This window comes from Ruegeria sp. CH8 (genome assembly GCF_056536985.1).
On record NZ_JBQFQR010000002.1, the window covers coordinates 308308 to 330130 of the forward strand.

General features: G+C 55.4%; 23 protein-coding genes and 1 tRNA gene. 12 read left to right on the top strand and 12 right to left on the bottom strand.

The genetic code is table 11. The features are described from left to right. Window positions 1-7: 7 nt before the first annotated feature. Window positions 8-1366: an SPOR domain-containing protein gene (locus tag ACR0ER_RS03620; protein WP_480767757.1), complete on the bottom strand. Its 1359-nt coding sequence runs from the start codon at window positions 1364-1366 to the stop codon at window positions 8-10. A 200-nt stretch (window positions 1367-1566) separates the two neighbouring features. Here ACR0ER_RS03620 and ACR0ER_RS03625 point away from each other — a divergent pair. Next, window positions 1567-1656 (top strand) — tRNA-Ser (locus ACR0ER_RS03625). A 375-nt stretch (window positions 1657-2031) separates the two neighbouring features. On the opposite strand, the gene ACR0ER_RS03630 is transcribed toward ACR0ER_RS03625, so the two are convergent. The 3 genes from ACR0ER_RS03630 to ACR0ER_RS03640 are packed head-to-tail and all read right to left on the bottom strand — an operon-like array spanning window position 2032 to window position 4351. Further along, window positions 2032-3711, bottom strand: coding sequence for a recombinase family protein (locus ACR0ER_RS03630; RefSeq protein ID WP_480767758.1), 1680 nt, complete (start codon window positions 3709-3711; stop codon window positions 2032-2034). Beyond that, window positions 3708-4124, bottom strand: a complete 417-nt coding sequence (locus ACR0ER_RS03635; protein WP_480767759.1) for a DUF2924 domain-containing protein — start codon at window positions 4122-4124, stop codon at window positions 3708-3710. The genes ACR0ER_RS03630 and ACR0ER_RS03635 overlap by 4 nt, the downstream gene beginning before the upstream one ends. Continuing rightward, complete coding sequence (locus ACR0ER_RS03640) at window positions 4121-4351, bottom strand: DUF3489 domain-containing protein (protein WP_480767760.1); 231 nt, start codon at window positions 4349-4351, stop codon at window positions 4121-4123. Before ACR0ER_RS03640 ends, ACR0ER_RS03635 begins: the two co-directional genes overlap by 4 nt. A 458-nt stretch (window positions 4352-4809) precedes the next feature. Between ACR0ER_RS03640 and ACR0ER_RS03645 the strand changes: the two genes are divergently transcribed. From ACR0ER_RS03645 to terL, 3 genes are read left to right on the top strand one after another with little or no spacing between them, the layout of a single operon-like run. After that, window positions 4810-6204 (top strand): site-specific DNA-methyltransferase, encoded by a 1395-nt coding sequence (locus ACR0ER_RS03645; protein ID WP_480767761.1) that lies wholly within the window; start codon window positions 4810-4812, stop codon window positions 6202-6204. Next, window positions 6197-6628, top strand: a complete 432-nt coding sequence (locus ACR0ER_RS03650; protein WP_480767762.1) for a DUF5681 domain-containing protein — start codon at window positions 6197-6199, stop codon at window positions 6626-6628. Before ACR0ER_RS03645 ends, ACR0ER_RS03650 begins: the two co-directional genes overlap by 8 nt. Beyond that, the gene (gene terL / locus ACR0ER_RS03655) at window positions 6615-8093 is read left to right on the top strand and encodes a phage terminase large subunit (protein ID WP_480767763.1); all 1479 of its coding nucleotides are present in this window, start codon (window positions 6615-6617) and stop codon (window positions 8091-8093) included. Before ACR0ER_RS03650 ends, terL begins: the two co-directional genes overlap by 14 nt. 202 nt (window positions 8094-8295) lie before the next feature. Here the strand turns inward: terL and ACR0ER_RS03660 are convergent, their stop codons facing one another. Continuing rightward, window positions 8296-9633: an alpha/beta fold hydrolase gene (locus tag ACR0ER_RS03660; protein ID WP_480767764.1), complete on the bottom strand. Its 1338-nt coding sequence runs from the start codon at window positions 9631-9633 to the stop codon at window positions 8296-8298. Window positions 9634-9891: 258 nt separating this feature from the next. Then, entirely contained in the window at window positions 9892-10209 is a 318-nt protein-coding gene (locus tag ACR0ER_RS03665) for a DUF3604 domain-containing protein (protein ID WP_480767765.1), read from the bottom strand. Here ACR0ER_RS03665 and ACR0ER_RS03670 point away from each other — a divergent pair. Beyond that, window positions 10208-10915: an IS6 family transposase gene (locus ACR0ER_RS03670; protein ID WP_480767766.1), complete on the top strand. Its 708-nt coding sequence runs from the start codon at window positions 10208-10210 to the stop codon at window positions 10913-10915. The genes ACR0ER_RS03665 and ACR0ER_RS03670 overlap by 2 nt on opposite strands. Before the next feature lie 90 nt (window positions 10916-11005). Here ACR0ER_RS03670 and ACR0ER_RS03675 read toward each other — a convergent pair whose 3' ends face one another. From ACR0ER_RS03675 to gstA, 4 genes are read right to left on the bottom strand one after another with little or no spacing between them, the layout of a single operon-like run. Next, complete coding sequence (locus ACR0ER_RS03675) at window positions 11006-11965, bottom strand: NAD(P)H-dependent flavin oxidoreductase (protein WP_480767767.1); 960 nt, start codon at window positions 11963-11965, stop codon at window positions 11006-11008. Further along, complete coding sequence (locus ACR0ER_RS03680; RefSeq protein ID WP_170335057.1) at window positions 11962-12183, bottom strand: tautomerase family protein; 222 nt, start codon at window positions 12181-12183, stop codon at window positions 11962-11964. Before ACR0ER_RS03680 ends, ACR0ER_RS03675 begins: the two co-directional genes overlap by 4 nt. Before the next feature lie 3 nt (window positions 12184-12186). Beyond that, window positions 12187-12567 (bottom strand): nuclear transport factor 2 family protein, encoded by a 381-nt coding sequence (locus ACR0ER_RS03685; protein WP_480767768.1) that lies wholly within the window; start codon window positions 12565-12567, stop codon window positions 12187-12189. Then, window positions 12564-13175 carry a glutathione transferase GstA gene (gene gstA / locus ACR0ER_RS03690; protein WP_170335053.1) on the bottom strand — a complete coding sequence of 204 codons (612 nt, stop codon included), beginning with the start codon at window positions 13173-13175 and terminating at the stop codon, window positions 12564-12566. The genes ACR0ER_RS03685 and gstA overlap by 4 nt, the downstream gene beginning before the upstream one ends. Before the next feature lie 109 nt (window positions 13176-13284). On the opposite strand from gstA, the gene ACR0ER_RS03695 reads away from it, so the two are divergent. From ACR0ER_RS03695 to ACR0ER_RS03705, 3 genes are all read left to right on the top strand, one after another. Further along, complete coding sequence (locus ACR0ER_RS03695) at window positions 13285-14175, top strand: LysR family transcriptional regulator (RefSeq protein WP_480767769.1); 891 nt, start codon at window positions 13285-13287, stop codon at window positions 14173-14175. A 130-nt stretch (window positions 14176-14305) separates the two neighbouring features. After that, window positions 14306-15013 (top strand): IS6 family transposase, encoded by a 708-nt coding sequence (locus ACR0ER_RS03700; protein WP_480767770.1) that lies wholly within the window; start codon window positions 14306-14308, stop codon window positions 15011-15013. Between the two features lie 275 nt (window positions 15014-15288). After that, window positions 15289-16641 carry a leishmanolysin-related zinc metalloendopeptidase gene (locus ACR0ER_RS03705; protein WP_480767771.1) on the top strand — a complete coding sequence of 451 codons (1353 nt, stop codon included), beginning with the start codon at window positions 15289-15291 and terminating at the stop codon, window positions 16639-16641. Between the two features lie 249 nt (window positions 16642-16890). Here the strand turns inward: ACR0ER_RS03705 and ACR0ER_RS03710 are convergent, their stop codons facing one another. After that, on the bottom strand, window positions 16891-17535 hold the full coding sequence (locus tag ACR0ER_RS03710; protein ID WP_480767772.1) for a cation efflux transmembrane domain-containing protein: 645 nt from the start codon (window positions 17533-17535) through the stop codon (window positions 16891-16893). 74 nt (window positions 17536-17609) lie between these two features. Here ACR0ER_RS03710 and ACR0ER_RS03715 point away from each other — a divergent pair, with 74 nt between their 5' ends. The 4 genes from ACR0ER_RS03715 (at window position 17610) to ACR0ER_RS03730 (ending at window position 20555) form a co-directional block, all read left to right on the top strand. Beyond that, complete coding sequence (locus ACR0ER_RS03715) at window positions 17610-18026, top strand: MerR family transcriptional regulator (protein ID WP_480767773.1); 417 nt, start codon at window positions 17610-17612, stop codon at window positions 18024-18026. A gap of 230 nt (window positions 18027-18256) precedes the next feature. Then, the gene (locus ACR0ER_RS03720; RefSeq protein ID WP_480767774.1) at window positions 18257-18607 is read left to right on the top strand and encodes a cupin domain-containing protein; all 351 of its coding nucleotides are present in this window, start codon (window positions 18257-18259) and stop codon (window positions 18605-18607) included. Between the two features lie 510 nt (window positions 18608-19117). Beyond that, window positions 19118-19432 carry a hypothetical protein gene (locus ACR0ER_RS03725; protein WP_480767775.1) on the top strand — a complete coding sequence of 105 codons (315 nt, stop codon included), beginning with the start codon at window positions 19118-19120 and terminating at the stop codon, window positions 19430-19432. After that, window positions 19416-20555, top strand: a complete 1140-nt coding sequence (locus ACR0ER_RS03730) for a hypothetical protein (RefSeq protein ID WP_480767776.1) — start codon at window positions 19416-19418, stop codon at window positions 20553-20555. Before ACR0ER_RS03725 ends, ACR0ER_RS03730 begins: the two co-directional genes overlap by 17 nt. 255 nt (window positions 20556-20810) lie before the next feature. Here the strand turns inward: ACR0ER_RS03730 and ACR0ER_RS03735 are convergent, their stop codons facing one another. After that, on the bottom strand, window positions 20811-21725 hold the full coding sequence (locus ACR0ER_RS03735) for an ankyrin repeat domain-containing protein (RefSeq protein WP_480767777.1): 915 nt from the start codon (window positions 21723-21725) through the stop codon (window positions 20811-20813). Window positions 21726-21823: the final 98 nt, after the last annotated feature.

The window sequence follows — 21823 nt, forward strand, 5'->3', positions numbered from 1 at the left end:
CGTTGTTTCAGTTTTTGACGGTAAACGCGTCGGTAAAGCCAAGGTCCTTAACGTCGCTTTGAATTGCTTTGCGTTCAGAACGAGTTGCTGCCGGGCCAACCAGTACGCGCCAAACCGTTTTGTCGCCAGTGTTCAGTTCACGAATATCAGCGGCCATTCCGTTCCGTTCAATCTTTGAGACCGCGCTCTTTGCGTTGGCTTGGACATTGAAAGTTCCGACCTGAACATACGGCTTAGTCAGAGAGCGCGGGGCTTTTTCCTGAGACGCTGCGGCGGTTGCAACGACTGGGGTGGGGTCTGCAGCGTCAATGGCTGCGGTTGCGCCTGCGACGGGCTCCAGCGGCGTTTCGGTAATGGCGTCGGGGTCTTTCTTTTGCCACCATTTCCGCTTGGCGGGTTTTTCCTTGGGTGGCGCAACCTCCGGATCCGACAGAGTTGGGGACGGTGTCGTCAGAGTTGTCGATTCAACGACTTCTTCCGCGGCCTCAGCCGTCGCTTCAGCGGTAGTATCTGATGTTGCCGCAACTGCAGCACCAGTTACGCCTGCTGCCGCGACAGGTTCTTTTTTCTGCCACCATTTTCGCTTGGCCGGCTTTTCCTTGGGCTGCGTCACTTCTGCATCAGACAGGGATGGGGAAGTGGTTGCCTGAGGCGTTGCTTCGACGGTTTCTTCCGCCGCCTCAGTTGCAGTATCTGCCGTTGCTGCAGTGGCCGCGGTAGCTACACCCGCGGCTGCAACTGTTTCTTTCTTTTGCCACCACTTTCGCTTCGCAGGTTTCTCTTCACCATCCGCTGAGGCATTGTCGGCGGTCTCTTGCGACTTGGTGTTGTCATCTGAAGGCGCGTTGTCTGCGGTTTCAACTTCCCCAGTTTCTGCCGGTTCTTTTTCCTCAACCGGTTTACGCCGCAGGGCGGTAACTTCGACTTTCGTAGGGGCACCAGCCAGGATGCCCAGTTTCTCGGCGGCTGCCGAGGAAAGCTGCAACGCTGGCCCTGGCAGATTTCTTTCCCGTCGGAACAGGGCGCCAGTGATGGTCTTGTTGTTGGTTGTGTTTTTGATCACTACACGCTCAGGCTGGGTTACGTCTGGGTGGGCAACCCAGATACCACCCAAGGATGGACGACCGTCCCATAGACCGGCTTCAACCACGTTAAAAGCGTCAGGCGCTTCGACGGAATCACCTGAATTGTCTGTGTAGTCTGGGAACAGTTCAACTTTGTCATCGGCTTGGGTGTCACCACTTTGGGCGTCTTCCGAAGCTTTGTCAGGGGACAAACCTTCCTCACAACCGGCCAAGGCCGCCAATGCCACGGCCAGCACCGCCACCGATCGCGTTTTTGCGCGTGTCTCAGTCGCTCGTTTCATTTTATCGTCCCTTGCCTGATGGGGCTTTTTTCTGGGCCCCGCTGCCGATCGCCGGTTCTGTGTTGCCGGCCTGCTGCGGTCTTTCTCGCAAAGCATAACGTGGGCAAAGTGTCATGGAAAGACCGCCGCACGCGCTTCGGCAAGATTTCCCTATTTGCTCTTGCCACCAGTTCGCGTTGGCCTTAGACCCGGCCTCACGCGGGGAGGTGGCAGAGTGGTCGAATGCGGCGGTCTTGAAAACCGTTGGGCGTGAGAGCGTCCCCAGGGTTCGAATCCCTGTCTCCCCGCCACTCATACCTGTCTCACTTCAGTTGTGTTTTCTGACCCGGAATTGTGCCGCAATTCCCGCGCGTTGACGCGTGCGCTTTCAATCAGAGACGGAGCAGATCGTACACTCAGAGCGCAATTCCGGTCGCAATCTCAGTGCCGCACTTTGGCGGGGTCGCTTTGGATTGGATTTCCCTGATAAGCGGCAATTTACAGGGAATTTTCGCAAAACGGGTCTGAGTTCCCTCATGTCTCATGCCAGAACTGCATGTTTTTCAGAGGCTTATGATGCAAATTCCCTAAAAGGTGGAACAGGGAATTTTCACGTGGGAACAGGGAATTGTTCCGCCAGATCAGGGAGGGCGAGCCTTGTATCAGGGACGCAGGATCTGGAGCTATCAAAAGCCGAACAGGCATTCCTGTTCAGCCCAGTCAAGGGGGTGGGTCACACTGACCAGACGCTTGAGCGTGAGTTCGGGCGGCTGGGTGCCGTCGAGAATCGCTGCCTGAATCTTCGGGGAGAGAAAGGCGAGCTGAGCACGGGTGCGGATGAAGGCGCCGGGGACGCTTTCCCGCCGCGCAATTTCCATCAGTTGAACCCCGGCTTTCAGATCTCGGGCCCAGCCATAGGCGCGGATCAGCATGGACCGGAGGTGGGGATCAGGTTGGGGTGCCATATCTCCGGCGATGACCTTGGCCTCGACGCCGCGGCGGCGTAGATCGAAGGATGCGGTGACGTGAGTGAGATCCGGGTGCAGATGGTCAGCAGCAATGCCAAGTGCGCTTGCCAGAGTTTTGGGGTTAAATTCGAGGTCGATCTGTCCTCGTGCAATTTTGCCTTTAGCCAGAAGAGCAGCGCCGACCTGACCGGCTTGGCGTTGAAGCCGGGTCACTAAATCCGCAACCGAAGCCTGAACCGCCTCCGCTGACCCGGCCTCCGGCTGCGCCAGAACTCGATGTGTGATTGCGGCGTCTTGCAGATGTCTGACGATGACATCAATGACAGCATTTTCTAGCGCGAGGCCGGGCAGTCGCCAGCCGGAGGTATCCTTGCCGCCCGAAATTAGGCGATTGGAGACGTAATAGCGCAACCGTCGGCCTTTGCGCGTGGTGTGGGTTGGCGTCAACCGATCACCAGTTTCGTCCTGCAGCAAACCGGTGAGCCAGGACCCGGGGGCAGTGGAGTGTTGGCGCGCATCGGAGCCGCCGCGTGCCCGCGAGCGGTTGGAGGCCTGTCGCATTTTTTCCTGCACCCGGTCCCAGATGCCCTGGTCGATGATCGCCGGATGTTGTCCGTCCCAGATCTTATCCTTGTGGCGGATTTTGCCGAGATAAACCTGGTTGCTCAGCAGATAATAGATCTGACCGCGTGACAGCGGACAATCCCCTTTCACGCTGCCATCCGCCCGAACAACCCGTTTTGACCGCAGCCCTTCTGCCGTTGCCCGTTCTTCTACTTTGCGCAGGCAACCCAGCTCGTCATAAAGCCCAAAGAGATGCCGGACCGTTCTGGCCTCCTCTTCATTCACCACCAGCGTTCTTGCTTTTGGATCGGGATGGCGATCATAGCCCAGAGGCAGGTTGCCACCCATCCAAAGCCCCTTTTTCTTCGACGCTGCAATCTTGTCGCGAATACGTTCGGCGGTGACTTCCCGTTCAAACTGAGCAAAGGACAACAGCACATTCAGGGTCAATCGACCCATGGATGAGGAGGTGTTGAATGCTTGTGTGACGGACACAAAAGAACAGTTCGCCTGTTCCAGCCGTTCGACGAGCTTGGAGAAGTCGGCGAGCGAGCGGGTCAGCCGGTCGATCTTGTAGACCACAACCATGTCGATGCGACCTGCATCTATCTCTTCCAGCAGGCGTTGCAGGGCGGGGCGCTCGAGTGTGCCACCGGACAGCCCACCGTCGTCGTAGCGCTCGGGCAGCAGGGTCCAACCTTCGTGTCGCTGGCTGGCGACATAAGCCACGCAGGCCTCATATTGCGCGTCCAAGGAATTGAAGTCTTGATCCAACCCATCTTCTGACGACTTGCGTGTGTAGATCGCGCATCGGATTTTGCGGCGCGGGTTCATTTGGCCCCCTTGCCGGTGAGTCCGAAGAAACGCGGCCCCGACCAATGCGCGCCGGTAATCTCCCTGGCGATGGCCGAGAGCGAGCGATAGGACCGACCGTTCCAGGTAAAACCATCCCCTGTCACATCGACCATATGGGTCACGCCGTTCCACTCGCGCAGCAGGCGTCCCCCGGGTTTAAGGGCAGGGCGGGAAGGCCGGGACTTCTTCTCAGACCCTTTTTCCAGCTTGGCTTTGACTTGTCGAGACAACCCGCCATGACGGCGGGACTGCATCTCAAAGGCGATAAAACGGCGCAGGAAGGGTTGGCTGAGCATGGCGGGTGTGGGTTGATCAAACAGTTGCTGCCAAAGCGTGACCAGATCCGATCGACCCATGGCGGCCAGATCTGCGACATCGCCAGTCTTCGTCATGACTCTTCTCCTGCTCCCACCGTCAGGTGATAGGTGGAAGAACCATCTGGTTTGTCGGATGCGCGTCGTTCAATTGCGACGCCTTTCTTCCGCAGACCGCTTAGAGCCGCTCGGACCGAATGAGATTGCCAACCTGTTGTTTTGCAGAGCGCCTCAAGACTTGCGCCACCCGGTCGGCGCAACAATGCTTGCACCTTGTCAATTTTGGTTTGCTTCCGCTTGGCCATGAACTGTCTCCTCTGATCTTGGGTCAACGAGATGCCGAACCCCGGTACTGAGGAGCGCCCGAATGGCTCGGGCGTGGGTCCAGTGATGCGTGGTTGGCAACAACAGTCCAGCTCTTTCTGGGGCAATCCCAGGAGGGGTATGTTTTGCGGAGCGATGCTGCCGCACACCCGATTATTCGTCAACAATCTTAATTGGTTACGATTTGGTTACTTTTGGTTTAGGGGTTGCGTCTCGTATTGATGACACCTACATTTGGCTCAATCGCCCAGACTATCAGGGCGGGAAACTGCTCCCGCAGGCAGCACTCATTGGAAACACAGGTTTCCGCAGAGAGCATTCAAAGGAGCAACGTCTCGGATCGATTGGTCCGGGGAGTTGCGATTTGTGCTCTCTCCGATTTTCCAGCGCGATCCCTCCATCTCGACGTCCTCGCGGCGTCACGCAAAAGGAGGCGGTTATGCCTGCCAAGAAAACACACAGCGACCTTCAGGCGTCCAATACGCCGATCTGGATGGCGGACAAAGTCGTCCAATCCCGGATCAGCCAGATCAAGCCCTACGCCAATAACAATCGGGTGCACGCGGCCAAGAATATCGACAAGCTGAAGGCTTCGGTGGCTCAGTTTGGCTTTGTCACTCCGATCCTTGTGGATGTTGCGGGCACAATCATCGCCGGTCATGGCCGCTATGAGGCCGCCAAGGCTCTTGGATTGAAGACCGTACCGACCGTTGTGGCCGATCATCTGTCAGACGCAGAAGTGCGGGCTCTGCGCATTGCGGATAACAAGCTGGCGGAATTGTCCGACTGGAACGAAGCGGCTCTCCAGATTGAGTTTGCCGAGCTGATGGATCTCAGCCTTGATGGCGAGCTGGACTTTGATCTGGACATCACCGGGTTCGAAACACCCGAAATCGACATTATAATCAACGGCGCGGGCGGGGCTGCGGAGACTGAAGCAGAAACTGTCGACACCCCGGACCCTGCGGCACCTGCAATTGCGCAGCCAGGCGACCTCTGGATTCTCGGAGATCATCGCATCTTCTGCGGGGATGCCCTGCAAGCCCAGAGCTACGACACCTTGCTGAAAGGCGAGACCCCGCAGATGGTCTTCACCGATCCCCCATATAACGTGCCGGTCAATGGGCATGTCCGCTGTGGTGCCGGTAACGATCACCGCGAGTTTGCCATGGCGTCAGGAGAAATGTCGGACAGCGATTTCCGAGGCTTCCTCACAGACGCGATCAACCATTTGTTCGACTGCCTGCCGAACGGGGGCATCGCAATGATTTGCATGGACTGGCGTCATATTGAAGAGTTGATTGCCGCCGGCAAGACATGCGGATTTGATCTCATCAATCTCTGCGTCTGGAACAAGACCAACGGAGGGATGGGCAGCCTTTACCGCTCCAAGCACGAACTGGTGCCGATCTTCAAGAAACCGGGCGCGCCGCATATCAACAATGTCGAACTGGGCAAACATGGGCGCAACCGGACCAATGTTTGGGATTGCGCAGGGGTGAACAGCTTTGGGGCAGGGCGCGAAGCGGATCTTGCTGATCATCCCACGGTGAAGCCAACAGCTTTGGTGGCAGATGCCATCATGGATGTGAGCCATCGCGGCGATGTCGTGCTGGACGCCTTTGGCGGTTCCGGCGCGACGTTGCTGGCGGCAGAGAAAACCGGGCGCCAGGCGCGGCTGGTTGAGCTCGACCCGGCTTATGTCGATGTCGCCATCCGTCGTTGGCAAGACATGACTGGTGAAAGAGCGCTGCATGCTGTCTCGGGGCAAACGTTCGATGCGCGCTCTGCAGTCGTAGACGCCACCTCAGAGCAGGAGGCGGATCATGTCTGACGATACGAAGGACTACGAGGTGGGCTACGGCAAGCCGCCCAAAGCGACCCAGTTCAAGAAAGGCCGTTCTGGCAATCCAAAAGGGCGGCCGAAAGGTGCTAAGGGCGTGAATGCCAGCCTGAAACGCGAATTGGAAGCCAAGATTACGGTCCGCGAAGGCGACCACGAAACTCGGATCTCCAAGGCGGAGGCGATTGCCAAGCGGGTCACGGCCAGCGCGTTGAAGGGCGACACGAAAATGTTGATGGCGCTGCTGAAGCTGGACGCAGATCTGTTCGACACAAGTGAAATGGACGCGCAAGAAAGCGCCCGTGCGCTTGAGCCGGACGGTGTCGACTTCGATATCCTCCGGGACTTCTTTTCCAGCCAACTGCACGGTGATGGTGATCCCGAAGATGGGGAGGTGGAAGATGACGGCTCCTGATCCTAAAATGGTCCTGCAAGCCGCTCGCGAGGTTTGCCGGGACAACTTCTTTCCCTTTGTTTGGCGTGTGTTTGACACGCTGCACCAGGGGAATGACCGCAGCTTTGATCCGGCTTGGCATGTGCGGGCCATGTGCCATGAGTTGGACAACGTTCGCCAAGGCGAAAACAAGCGGTTGATCATCAACATCCCGCCCCGGTGCCTGAAATCTGTCACCGTTGCCGTCGCATATGTTGCCCATCTTCTCGGTCATAACCCCAGCGCCAAGATCATCGTTGCCAGCTATGGGCTGGATCTGGCGCGCAAACATTCCGAAGATTGTCGACGGGTCATGTCCGCACGCTGGTACCGGGAAATGTTCCCTGAAACGGTTTTGGCTAAAAAGGGCAACACCTCAGAAGAAATCCGAACCACAAAGGGAGGCAGCCGTAAGGCTGTCTCCATCGGCAGTTCTGTCACCGGTCATGGCGCTGATTACATCATCATTGATGATCTGCTGAAGGCGGGTGATGCCGGCTCCGAAGCCGAACTGGTCAAGGCGCAGGAGTTCATTGAGGGAACCTTGTTGTCGCGCTTTGACAACCCGGCCGAAGGGCGCGTCGTCATGGTTGCGCAGCGGTTGCACGAGATGGATCCGCCGGGTTACCTGCTCGAACGCGGAACCTATCGGCATCTGAACTTGCCCGCCATCGCTGAAGAACATGAGACGGTGCCTCTTGGGCGCGGAAATGTCATGCGCCGCAAACCGGGTGATCTTCTGTGTCCGTCGCGCCTGGATCAGCAAACGTTGGATACCAAGCGTCGCGAAATGGGCGCGGCCGTGTTCAATTGCCAGTATCAGCAGAACCCAATTGCACCGGATGGATCACCCTTGCGCTGGGAGTGGTTCGGTACTTACGAAACCATCGATGATCGTCGCTGGTTCCAACTGGTCGTTCAGAGCTGGGATACGGGCATGTCTGCGGATCCCCGGTCCGACTTCTCGGTCTGTACGACCTGGGGCTTCCGCGAAAACGCGTGGTTCCTTCTTGACGTTTGGCGAGGGCAGGTGGACTACACGGACCTGAAGTCCAGGGCATTGAACCTTGTCGACCGCTGGGATCCCGACCGCGTTCTTATCGAAGATGCGGCAAGTGGAAAACCACTCTTTGACGAGTTGTTCTTTGACGATCGTCGCCGGTACGAACGCATTAAGCCTGACAAGGATAAGGAAACCCGGTTCCAGTCAGCATGTGCACCGGTAGAGGAGGGCAAGGTAAAGTTGCCAATTGATGCGCCCTGGCTGGTGGCATTCAAACGCGAGCTGCAATCCTTTCCGCGTGGGCGCAACGATGATCAGGTCGACAGCGTCTCGCAATTCCTGAACTGGTCCAAAGGTCTGGGCTTCTACCGGGCCCTTGGTCGTGATCACCAGATCAACATCGATCGTCGGGAGCGTAATCGAGAGAGGGTTAGGCGACGGTAGAGTCTCTTAGTAAAGCTTGAGGACGTATCGAGCCGTGCTTCAAAGGTGGTCACCTCTATCTATCCTGCGAGCGGCCTCAATGACTGCTCGCATCCGCAAACCAGTCTTTTGGCTATAGCTGTCGGATGACTGCTTCGAGCCCTAAGCCGACAATCGGATTCCGTGGTAAAGACCAGTAGGCAAGGCCAGCGTTCCGAGTTGTTTAGTTCGTAGGGCTGACCGCGTGCAGTCTCCAAGAATTTGGAACGCCTTTCAACTCGTGCTCACCGCAGTCTTGAAACTCGAACGGCGCACCAAGCATCAGTTGCCGCGTGAGATCGGAGGCCAAAACCTGTCCTTCCTCGGCTTGGCCCATCACCCGAGCGGCTATGACCACGCCAAGGCCGCTGATATCCTCGCCGCGAATTTCAATCTCACCTGTGTGAGCGCCGAAGCGTGCGTTAAGGTCGATTGCAGACAATGCTTCACGTAAAGAACCAGCGCAGGCCAGCGCACTTGTAGGAGAACTGAACGTCGCCAGCACGCCGTCGCCGGTGAATTTCACCAGATGACCACCGTATCGAGAGATCTGGTTTGCGCAGACGTCATCGTGGCGGTTCATAAGGTCGCGCCAATTCTCATCACCGATACGTGCTTGTTGTGAGGTGGACGCGACGAGATCTGAGAACAGAACGGTAGCAAGGGTGCGCTTGGGTTGGATCGTCGCCGATGCTTCGCCGGTGACAAACTCGACGATTGCAGCCGCATAGCTGTCCACGTCGCCTTCCCATGGCACATGCTCGTGGCCGGGTATGGTTTTGTATTCGGTGGATGGCATCAAACGCAGAAAATCCTTGGCGCAATCAGCCCCGTTGGGTTCTTCAAATTCGCGATGTATGACCAAAGTGGGTTGTGAAATAGAAGGCAGCAATTCCCGGATATCTATCCGGGTAGCCAATTCGAACAGGTTGGCGACTGTAATAGGGGTCGCGCTCATCCTTTGGAAATGCGCCCATGCTTCCTGAGCTTCAGCATCGTCCTCACTTGGGCCAAAAGCCGAGAATGGGTGAGGTTTATAAAGCTTCCCCCAATTCTCGCGAAACTGCTTCAACGCGATTTTAAGGCTTTCAGGGGTCAGGTAACCGCGAGTAAGACGACCTTGAGCGTACCCGCCGCACAAAGCCAGACGTTCAACGCGCTCGGGGCGCATCGCGGCATAGACACAGGCAAGTGAAGCCCCCTCGGAGAAAGCAATGACCGTGGCTGAGGTCATTTCAGTGACATCCATCACAGCCTCTATATCCATGACGCGCTCTTCAAGGGTTGGTGTCCCCTGAATGCGGTCTGACATGCCGTTGCCGCGTTTGTCGAAGGTCACCAATCTTCCCACCGAGCTGAGAGCTGACATCCACTGCAGGTAGCCCGGATTTTCCATGGACGCTTCCAGATGCGAAATCATTCCGGGGACCAACACAAGATTGCGCGGCCCATCGCCCCAAACTTGATAGGCGATGGATAGCCCGTCGCTTTCGGTGAAAAGGGTCTCCACATTGGCAGTCATGCGCCCCTCCCAGTCGTTCTCTGGCCAATACTCCGCCGTGTTTTCAATGTGGTTCCGACGGAGCCAGCGCATGATCATATTGAAGTTCGATTGGCCTATCGGTCAATGATCTCTTTAGTTGAGCGCAACGTGCGTCATGCAAGGATTGTAATAATCAGGTAAAAACCGGAGGTCTGCATTTCCGGCGAAGCAGCCGCTCATGCCGAGTGCAGTCAATGACCGCATCGAGCCCATACCGGATGGACATCGTAAATCGAACTATTGTTGTGGCGAGTACCAAATCGGCGAAGTGTAGGCGCGTTCCTGCGTTATTAATTGGACGCCATCCGGCATGTCTATTCCGAACTTCACTGCATCATACGCCGTCCAGCGAGGGGTCGGAATTTCTATAACCCGGGCATAATAAAATGCGCTTTCCGAAGGATCGAAATCTGGGTCTTCCCACACGGTTCCCAGCTCAGAGGCTCCAATTGTGTTGGTCCAAGATGGGATCGAGAGGTCGACGGTGGTTCCTACGGAGGTCTTGTCAGAAGAACTTTGCTTGAGCGGGGCAGGGTGTGCGTAGCTTTTGCCCATGACCAATCCTGCCTCTTTCAAATACTTTAAAACCAGCCCCGAGATCATCCGCCTTGCGGTGATGCTGTATATTCGGTTTCCACTCTCGCTTCGGAATGTCGAAGATCTGCTGCACGAGCGCGGCATCGACGTGAGCCACGAAACTGTCCGCTTTTGGTGGAACAGGTTTGGCCCGATGTTTGCCGCTGAGATTAGACGGAAACGTGTTCAGCAACTTCGTGCATACTCGAAATGGAAGTGGCACGTCGACGAGGTCTTTGTGAAGGTGAATGGCAAGCGACATTATCTGTGGCGTGCAGTAGATCACGAAGGTGAAGTGCTGGAAGCAGTTGTCACCAAGCGACGAAACAAAGTTGCAGCACTGAAATTCCTCAAGAAATTGATGAACCGACACGGTAACGCGGAAAACGTCGTCACGGACCGCTTCGCATCGTATCGGGCCGCTCTCAGAGAGCTTGGTGCTACCGAAAAGCAGCAGACGGGCAGGTGGCTCAACAATCGGGTTGAGAATTCGCACCTTCCTTTCCGACGACGCGAACGCGCCATGCAGCGTTTCAGGCGCATGCGAAGTTTGCAGAAGTTTGCCGCCGTTCATTCCTCCATTTACAACCACTTCAACCAGGAACGATCTCTCACTAGCCGAGACACCTTCAAGCTGACACGTAGCGCCGCTCTCGCCGAGTGGCGCGAACTTGGCATGGGATAAAGGACAGCTTCACTGGCCTACCAGAGACTGGCTCGAATTCGTCTGACAGCACCCAGCTCAAGTGTTTCTGGCTCTTCCCAGATCCCCATGCTATGCAGCCGCCCCAGCCAGACACCGATGCGCGTCCGCCATGAGATTCGCCAGAATATCGCCGGCGGGTGCCGCGGAACTGATCAGACCGATGCCCTCGCCTGCAAAGGCGGTTGCAACATCAATATCCCCGGTTTCCTGAGCTGCCGCCCATACTGCCGCTTCAACGCCCGCTTCCATCTTCAAGGCGTCTTCTGAGCCGTACCATTTCTGAATGAACGGGTTGCGCAGAACGCGGCCATTGTACCGGCCGGGCCAGTCGTAACCACGGATCACGTCCACCACCCGCGTGCGGATCGTGTCGTCACCTGTCGCGGCCATCGCTCGTTTAAGAATATGCGGATGCACCAGCGCTTCGTTCGAGGCCCAGAACCGCGTACCGATCACCGCTCCATCTGCCCCAAGCATAAGGGCCGCCGCCAGGCCACGCCCGTCCGTGATACCGCCAGCAGCACAGAGCAGCGCCTCGCTGTTTTGGCGCGCGATCTCATCGGCGATCTCGGGAACCAGAGCAAATGTGCCGCGTGCCTCGCCATGGCCGCCAGCTTCCGCCCCCTGGGCGACAATGATGTCCGCGCCGCAATCCAGCGCCTGCCGCGCATCGCGCAGGGTCTGGACCTGGCAGATCAGCGGCACACCGGCGTCCTTGATCGCCGGAGCGAATGGTGCCGGATTGCCAAATGACAGAAACAGCGCAGCTGGATTACGCGCCAGCACCCGGCCGAGCAGGTGCGGCCGCTCCGCGAGCTTCCATGTAATCAGCCCACAGCCCACGCGGGCATCCGCAGCGATATCGAACTGTTGGCCGATCCAGACGGCATCACCGTAGGCGCCCCCAATCATGCCCAAACCGCCTGCGCGGGAGACGGCGCTGGCCAGTGCGCCGCCCGCAGCAAATGCCATTGGTGCCTGGATCACCGGGCAGGTGATCCCCAGCGCCTTTGTCAGCCGCGTCTTCATTGCGTCTGCTTTCGATACTCTTGCACTGGCAGGCCGCCAACGCCCCAGTCTTCCAACGGGACCTCGTCAATTACCACAAAGGTTGTGGCCGGGTTCTTGTCCAGTACGTTTTGCAGAAGGTCTGTGACCCCAATTATCAGCTGCGCTTTTTGATCGGCACTCGGGCCGGTGCCGTCAGGGCCGCCTTCGCGGGTGACTTTGATATTCACATATGGCATCGGTCAGTCCTTTCGCGGAACATAGGAAAACACTTTTGCTACGATGCGCCATTCTGTGCCGTAGCGAACAAGGGTCAGCAGGTCATGGAAATCCCGCCCCATCATGGTCATCCGGGCGCTGACACGGGCTAACCTGTCGCTGGCAAATGCGATCTCCAGAACCTTCTCCTCGCGCGGGTCACCACGCCTGGCTGGCGGTTCACGCCCGTCCACGCGGCCCATATAAGTCTCGAGATCCAGATTCAGTTCATCGCCTTCTGTGGCACAGACATAAGCCAACTGCGGATGGAACACTCTGCGCAACATGGTGCTATCGGCCTGATGGAGGCCTTCGAAATAGACCTCCATCAGTTCGCCGACCTTTTTGTGGTCGGCGGGCGTCATTGGATCAACCCCTCGGCACGCATCGCGGCCTGAGCAGACGGACGGGCAGCACCGCGACTTACAAACGCCGCCAGCCGGGACCAACGAGACAGGTCGATGCCGGTGAAATTCGCCCAGTTCGCGACCACGAAAAGGTATGCGTCAGCTACCGAGAACTGGTTCGAAACCAGCCACTCTCGGCCATCCTCCAGCTGCGCTTCGATCAGGTCGAACTTGCCCGCAACAGCGGTGCGCGCCGCATCTTTGTCAGCCTCGGACGTGCCATCGCGGAACAGCGGGCCGAAGGCCTTGTGCAACTCGGAGCCAATCCAGTTGAGCTGTTCCTGCATCCGGGCTCGGGCCAAGGTGCCGGCTACCGGCGCCAGACCCGCTTCGGGATATCTGTCCGCGATATATTGAAGAACAGCCGCTCCTTCGGTGAGGACGCTACCGTCGTCCAACCCCAGAGCCGGAACGTATCCTTTGGGGTTGATCGTATGATAGTCAGCACCGCTTTCAGTTTGGCCTGCCGCAGTGTCCACGGCTTCGATTTCAAACGGGCGACCGGTTTCATATAGGGCGATATGGCTGGCCAGCGGGCACGCGCCGGGCTTGTAGTAGAGTTTCATGACAGTCTCCTTTGTTGAGCGATGCCATCTGACTACCCGGTGATACGATTGATTGATAATATTGTCTTTTCACTATTATGATCAAAAAAATCGATCATGTTGAGAGCCTATGAAACACGACCAACTCATTGCACTGGAGGCCATAGTCTCAACCGGCACCTTCCGCGGTGCGGCTGAGCGCCTCCACAAATCACAATCCGCCATAAGCCACACCATCCGCCAATTGGAAGAGGAGTTGGAGCTGGAACTGTTCAGCCGCGAAGCTTACCGGCCTTCGCTCACACCGGCCGGCGAGGTCTTCTACCGAGAAGCCTCTCGGGTGTTGCGGCAGATGCAGGGGCTCAGAAGCACCGCTGCTCGGTTGCGCGCCCGAGAAGAGCCTGAACTGACAATTGCCGTCAGCGCAACAATGGATTTGGATACTTTTCTACCAGCGCTTGCCGACACCGGTCGGCGTCATCCCGCAACTCACCTTCGGCTGCGTATGGAGATGATGGGCGGCCCGATCGCACGGCTAATGGAGGGTAAAGCGGATATCGCGCTTGCATCGCTTGAAGGGGTGCCACTGAACGACGTGGAGGCGGTACCGGTCGCGGAGGTGACAATCCGGCCAGTGGCCAGCCCCGATCTGAACCTACCGACCGGTTCCCGCGCAATATCGACAACTGAGATGCAAAGCCATGTGCAGGTGATTACGGCGGGCACAGGCGGCACCGCGCATGAACAGAGCCGCGATCTGCTGTCAGGGGGCCTGAAATGGACGGTCTCGGACCTCACGGCCAAGAAAAAAGTGATCCTCGCCGGCCTTGGCTGGGGCGGCTTGCCCGATCATATGACGGAGGAGGAGCGGCGGTCGGGGATTTTGCTTTCCCTGAACTTGGAAGGGTTCCCACTGCGCCGGACCATGATCTTCAAGATGAGGCGCAGGGACCAGGCAATAGGCGTTGTTGCCGATGAGCTTTGGAACAAAATCGGGCTACCAAGTCGGCCTGAGGCATGAGTTGCCTAGGACAGCTGATCCTCTTCAACTGAGGTCATCCGCTATCATATTGAGGCAAAAGACGCTTCCCCAGAGGTCTTGTCAGAAGAACTTTGCTTGAGCGGGGCAGGGGTGTGCGTAGCTTTTGCCCATGACCAATCCTGCCTCTTTCAAATACTTTAAAACCAGCCCCGAGATCATCCGCCTTGCGGTGATGCTGTATATTCGGTTTCCACTCTCGCTTCGGAATGTCGAAGATCTGCTGCACGAGCGCGGCATCGACGTGAGCCACGAAACTGTCCGCTTTTGGTGGAACAGGTTTGGCCCGATGTTTGCCGCTGAGATTAGACGGAAACGTGTTCAGCAACTTCGTGCATACTCGAAATGGAAGTGGCACGTCGACGAGGTCTTTGTGAAGGTGAATGGCAAGCGACATTATCTGTGGCGTGCAGTAGATCACGAAGGTGAAGTGCTGGAAGCAGTTGTCACCAAGCGACGAAACAAAGTTGCAGCACTGAAATTCCTCAAAAAATTGATGAAGCGGCACGGTAACGCGGAAAACGTCGTCACGGACCGCTTCGCATCGTATCGGGCCGCTCTCAGAGAGCTTGGTGCTACCGAAAAGCAGCAGACGGGCAGGTGGCTCAACAATCGGGTTGAGAATTCGCACCTTCCTTTCCGACGACGCGAACGCGCCATGCAGCGTTTCAGGCGCATGCGAAGTTTGCAGAAGTTTGCCGCCGTTCATTCCTCCATTTACAACCACTTCAACCAGGAACGATCTCTCACTAGCCGAGACACCTTCAAGCTGACACGTAGCGCCGCTCTCGCCGAGTGGCGCGAACTTGGCATGGGATAAAGGACAGCGTCACTGGCCCACCAGAGACTGGTTCGAATTCGTCTGACAGCACCGTCCGCACAGCCGGCATTCGCTCCTTGTCGTGAACTTCGTATGTCCGCACCGAGCCCATTTTATGCCTTTACAGGGGTAGGATTGTGCGACGGCTTGGTTAAAGAGCTACCGTTCAATACATAAACTAGACATTAACGGCATATTAAACACACATTAAAGCACGTTATTTTATTCTAATAATCAGATGTATTGGTGGGGGCTTCAATTCGGAGATAGCCAATATGCACGCAAAACGTTCTGATCGAATTCTGTTTGACGACTTCTTTAATGCCATTGATCAATTTATCTTGGAGCAGACTGACGCTCCCGACGGACCCGAGCCGGTTACGCCGGCAGACGGCCAGACGTTGCGCGCACTCCTTCAGCCCACCGCCGCTGAAAATCATGCTAGTGAGAACTCCATCGATGACAACCAAGTGTTCGACACGGGCAATCCAGTCGGCAGCTCTGATGGTGAAGGCAGAGATGGCCTTGATATCTTTGAGCAGGCTGATGCTCGCAAAGGGCTTGAACCGGTTACGCCGGCAGATGGTCAGGCGTTGCGCGCACTCCTTCAGCCCACTGCCTTCGAAAGCCAAACCAGTGTAGGCTCCGACGCAACCTTCGTTGACTACCAAGAGTTCAACATGGGCAATCCCTTCGGCGGTGGTGGCAGCGGCGGTGGCGGTGGTGGTCGACCGGGCGGCGGCGGCGGCGATGATGGTGGTGGTGATGGAGGCGGCGGCGGCAGCACTGTAGAAGCTGCCTACACTTCGGGCACTCTCGATACTGGGTTCGACGATACAATCACTGTAGATACCAATCGCGGCACAAGTGATCCGTTTAATTTTCAGATCGAATTTGTGGGAAACGGGTCGGATTGGAACACTTCGATTGCGACAAACATACAAGGCTATGTCGAAGCGGCAGCGGAATTTCTTTCTTCTGTCATCGCATATGGCTTTACGGACGATGACAACGGCTTGAAATCAGATGGTACGGAGTTTGTGCTTGATGACCTCTATGTCGAAGTCAAACTTGAAACCGGTGCGCTGGGTGGAGAGGTTGCATCGGCAAATATTTACGCAGCAAACGACTGGGACGGCAATGGTACGGCTGAAACACCGGCTGGCGCCACCCTTTCCATCGACCTTGCCGATGCGGCCTCTCTCGATGCACTCGGCGTGCTTGATGACACGATACTTCACGAGATGATCCATGCGCTGGGATTTGGTACCCTTTGGGATGTTGCGGGCAACGATTTGACAACTAAGTCGAAGGGCAATCTTGTATACACTGGTACAGAAGCTACGACTTTGTATGGAGATAATATTCCGGTGGAAGGCGGTGGCGGGCGCGGCACTTCCGGAGGTCATTGGGACGAGGCAGCCCTGGATGCCGAGCTAATGACCGGGATCGTTGAACAGACCGACACCATGTATCTGGCAGACTTTTCGCTCGCGTCTCTAGAAGACCTTGGGATCTATGAACTCGCTGCCGGATGGGAAGGCGAACTGGCTGCTCTGAATGGCTCAAACGCTACGGGCGACGGAATCGATCTGATGTCCTGGTACGACGGTTTTCTTACAGCTTGAACAGCATCAAGTTAATTCACAGCGGTGCCAGTTAGTTCTGGTGCTTCTGTTTTCTTGGAAGCCAAGTTCGCAGCACATTGTGATAGCCAAAGCTGGTTAGTATACAGCCCCTTATCCGTTTAGCTGCGTAAATGTTACTAATGGTTGCTTTGTCCGCTTAGCGGTCATAAACCATTGAAAATCGGGCGCTGCAGCGCCACAAGTCCGCTCTGAGCCCAAATCTACGCGGTGCGCTCCCCACAGCGAATGTCAGCTTGTCGGTGCTGTCCCATTTTCATGCACAGCGTCCTCGCGCCGTTCCTCAAGTGCCTGTCGGATAATCTGGTAAGAAGATGACAAGAACAGGCTCGCCATGATCGCAGCGACAATGAGGTCGGGCCAGCCCGTTGCGGTACCCCAGACGCCCAACGCGGCAATCATGACAGCGACGTTGCCGATGGCATCGTTCCGCGAGCATAGCCAGACTGATCGCACGTTGGCGTCTCCATCCTTATAGCTGACAAGCAAGAACACGCTCGCAAGGTTTGTAACGAGAGCGAGTGCGCCGATGATCCCCATGATCTCGGCTTCTGGAACACCAACATAGAAAACACGGTAGACAGTGGAGCCGAACACCCACGCGCCCATCAGAAAGAGGCTGATCCCCTTTGCAAAAGCTGCATTCGTTCGAGCGCGGATAGACGCACCGATTACAGCGAGGGAAATACCATAAGTCAGTGCGTCCCCAAGGAAGTCGAGCGCGTCGGCTTGAAGTGCCTGAGACTTCGCGTAGTGTCCGGCGGTCATTTCGACGACAAACATCGTCGCGTTCAACGCAATGACGATCCAAAGCCGACGTTTGTACTCGTTCGACATCCCGTCGAATTTCACGTCGTTGCCGCAACATCCTACCATCTCGAAACCTCTTCAGAATCGCTTCAGTTCTAATGTAGTGTCTCTAGTGACTAGAGATTCAAGAGGTGTTTTTCATGTTCTCAATTGGCGAGCTTTCAAAGCGGACTAAGGTCAAGGTGCCCACCATTCGCTACTACGAAGAAATGGGTCTTCTGGCTGCACCGGAACGCACAACTGGCAACCAGAGGCGTTACACGCGCGAGGGACTGGAACGCCTCAGCTTCATCCGTCACGCGCGTGATCTTGGCTTCTCTATCGAAGCGATCTCATTACTGATCGAGTTACAAAACCACCCGGATCGGTCGTGCGAAGCCGCCACCCAGATCGCCGAAGGTCAGTTGTCCGATGTGCGGGCAAAGATCAAACGACTGAGGGCGCTAGAGAAAGAGCTGAAGCGTATCGCACAGGGATGTGACGGCCGTGGTGTGGCAGAAGACTGTTACGTCCTGGCTTCGCTAGCAGACCATGATCTGTGTGGTCGAGATCACTGACCCTCGAAAGCTGAAACCCATTCAGTAATTCCGAGCGGTAGCTTTGTCCCGCTTAGCGGTCATAAACTATTGAAAATCGGGCGCTGCAGCGCCGCAGGTCCGCTCTGAGCCCAGTTACGGACATTGTTTTCTGGCTAGGTGCAGAGCTCGAATTGACCAAAATAACGCGGCGGTTACACTACTAACGATTTATTGGATTCAACATCAGAAAAATGCGGGGGAAAAGTTCCATGGGTATTCACAGATTAAATCCTGCGGTAGATCGGCTTGAACCTTCTGATCTTGTGCCGAAAGAGGCGTTTACAACAAGCGACACGACGGAACTTATCCGCTACGCCCATCTGGATGAAAATTCGGGAATTTCGTCAGGGGTTTGGAAATGCGCCCCGTGCCGTGAAGAAATTGATGCTTATCCGGTGAACGAGCTTATGACGGTTATTTCTGGCTCTGTAACAATCACCGATGATGAAGGTACACCGCACACATTTTCTGCCGGGGATACGTTTTTTATCTCCAAGGGAGCAAAATGTATCTGGGAGATTACGGATACGTTGCACAAATACTTCATGATCGCCGAGTAACCCAAAGAGCCAACGGCAGGAAAGTTCGCGTAGCAGACGTTCGTTGCAATTTGCTTGAATGTCCACTTTGTGGACAAAGCTGCCGTTTGCTGCGGCGCAGAGCTCCGGAACCAATTGAATGATTGCTCAGCAGGCGGAGTGGACGAACAGAACTATCTTTCTCCGTCTCGTCTGATAGCGCGGACCCTCATTGTCTATCCCAGGGCAAAAGCCTTCATCTACCACGGGATCGATATATAGCTTTCGGAAGACGCTCTATTTAGAAAAAAGGCCATTAGAAGAAAATACAACAATATTGGGGCAGCAAATATAGCCCTTCTTATCGTGGGTTTTAGGGAGCTATTCTTGTCCGGGGCAAGTGTTTCGGCCTCGGTGTCGTTTAAAGGCGGGAATAGCTCCCTTTTGCTTAGCTTAACCATAGTCAACTCGTAAAAAAAACTACTTATTCTTTTTCAGATCTCACATTAACCGAATGTTAACGCTCCAATAATTTCCGTTTTAGCGGTTTTTTTGATCTCTTCTGGAGACAAAAGCATTAAAATTATTACTATTGTTAACAGTCTTATGTTTCCAGGTGATTCTTTTAAAGGCAAAGGCAAAGGCAAAGGCAAAGGCAAAGGCAAAGGCAAAGGCAAAGGCAAAGGCAAAGGCAAAGGCAAAGGCAAAGCTGTTAATGTTAGATTAAAAATAACAACTCCTGAAAGTCGGGAATCTGCCACATTCTGGCCCTGTTTGAGCAAAATTCTTAAGGACAGCATTTGTACACCACTGCTGACCCGTATTTCTCTAAGTGAAAAGGATTTCTGCCGTGTTGAACTTCCTTAAAGTGAGCGTCTCCGCACTCGTATTGTCTGCATTTGTAGTCGCGCCAATCGTGACCGTTTTCGCCACCGATTACGCATACGCAAAAAATGGTAACGGAAAAGGTGGAGGTAACGGCGGCGGAAAAGGTGGAGGTAACGGCGGCGGAAAGGACGCCAACGGCGGTGATAAAGGTGCCAAAAAGGGATGGGGTTCCGACAAAACGCTAAACGGGACAAGAACGAAGTCTGCCAGCAAAAGTCATAAGTCAAAGAGCGGCAGTCGTTTGGGTCGGGCAGTGAAGGAAGACTTTCAGGCCTTGGGCCGTAACCTGAAGCAAAACGGTGTCAAAGGTCTATTCAAAGGGAACAAGGCACGGACCACCACGACACGAACAAGTAAAGCGAGTGTCGCGCAATCCCCGAGACCACCAAGCAGAAAAGCAAAACTCCTTGATGATGGCACGCTTGCCCCGCGTAACCTCGGCAAACTGAATGGTGCCATTAACTCCAGTGTAAATGCAAAACTCGCGCATATCGCGAACGGACAGTATGCGAAAGGTACAGGGCCGGTGAGCCTGGCCGCTGGCCTTGCCGCGGCCGACGCAAATTTCAATCATGTCATGGGTGAAGATTACGACTTGAGCCCTGAAGAAGTGAAGGAAATTACTGCTGCGTATGATTATTTGGACACGGCTCCAATGACGCTGGAGGAAGCTGAACAGGTTCTTGCCGATGAGGCGTCCACTCCCGGTACGATTGCGCCTGAAGACTTGGAAACCGCACAAGCGGTGAAAGATGCGCACGACTTAACAACAGATGAGGACGGAAATACGATAGGGCAACCGACGGACGATCAGTTGGCGGCTGCGGAGGCGGTGCATGACGCGGAAGTCAGTTTGTTGGGACATTACAAAGGCGACTTTTCTGAGGACAAAATCGTCGCGGAGGAACAGCAAGACCGCGTCCTCGGCGCGGTCCGTGCCTCCAATCCCGATGAAGAATCGGTAAAATCCACACTTGGCATTTCGGATGACGGAAGCGTTTATGCCGACGGCCAGGAGGACGATGATGTTGATGGAGAACCGGAAGAATTAGATCAAACCCCCGGTGGAGAGGCGGAAGACGAATTTGCAAGTAACGGCTGAACGTAAAGTTAGAGGCCCGAAGGCAAGGATTTAGACGCTATTTCGACAGTACCGGTCTCCCGTTGGATTGAAACTGACCCACTAGTTGGATGGCACTATCACCTCTTTGGGGGTCACCAAAACAAAGCTTACGCGGGACTAACATGTCTGCTTTGGGCTCAGAGCGGATTTGCGGCGCTGCGGCGCGCGATTCTCAATGGTTTATGACAGCTAAGCGGGACGAAACAGACATTCGATTTCTAACAACGTTAGCGATTATTCCAAGGGCAATGGGTCGTCGCTTTGAGTGCGCAGATAGGCAATGACAGCCACCCTCATATTTCTGTCGTTCTCGTGTCCATGCCCCATATTCGTACCGGGCACGTTACCCGTTGGATCTGCCAAAAACCGATTTAACTCTTCAAACGTCCATGTTCCGTCTAGGGCTTTCATCGCTTCAGAATAGGGATAGCCCGGAACACCGCCTCTTTCCCGGCCAACAATATTCCATAGATGCGGTCCGGGAGCGGGGCCTTTGGTTTCTTCTTCTTTTTCGACTGCATGACAGTATTTACATGCAAGCACCCGAGCACGGCCTTGTTCAATATCTGCGGTGGCGAGTTCGCCGTCCTTTAGAGGTTCAACTGAAAGTGGCGCTGCTCCGTGTTCCTGAAGGAAAGAAACCATTTCAGTGCGCTCTTTGAATGCAGCCAAGTGTATCGGTGGTTGGTCCCATTGAGCACGACTGTTGATGTCCGCGCCATTCGCTAGAAGCAATTGTGCGGCTTCCAGTGCACCCCGTTCAGCGGCGTCATGAAGAGGTGTGAAGTGTTTTGCACCACCAGAGATATTAGGGTCCGCCCCGCTCTTTAGAAGAAGTTCAACTATTTCGATTTTGTTGCCTCGAGCGGCGATTTGTAGGGCTGTTCCAAAATCAGTTACGATATCGACGTCCGCACCACTATCTACGAGCAATTTGACGACATCGAAGTGGCCTCTTTGAGACGCAAAGTATAGCGGGGTAGCAACCGTTTTCACGTTTACATCTGAGCCCTCGTTCAACAGGCTTTCAACTTTGGCCAAATCGCCGTCGAGAGCCGCGTCGATAAGTGGAGATGCATTCGCGGGTTCACAAAAGGTAGCCAAAAAAACTAGTGCTACAGCGGCACTGCACAAAGGATTGCAAGACATGTTGCTTCTCCCGGTGACTTAGAATGAATGACAACAGCCTACCATAATTGCCTATATTAGTCGATTTTTGGTGCTGGACAGGCGTCTAAGTTCAAGTG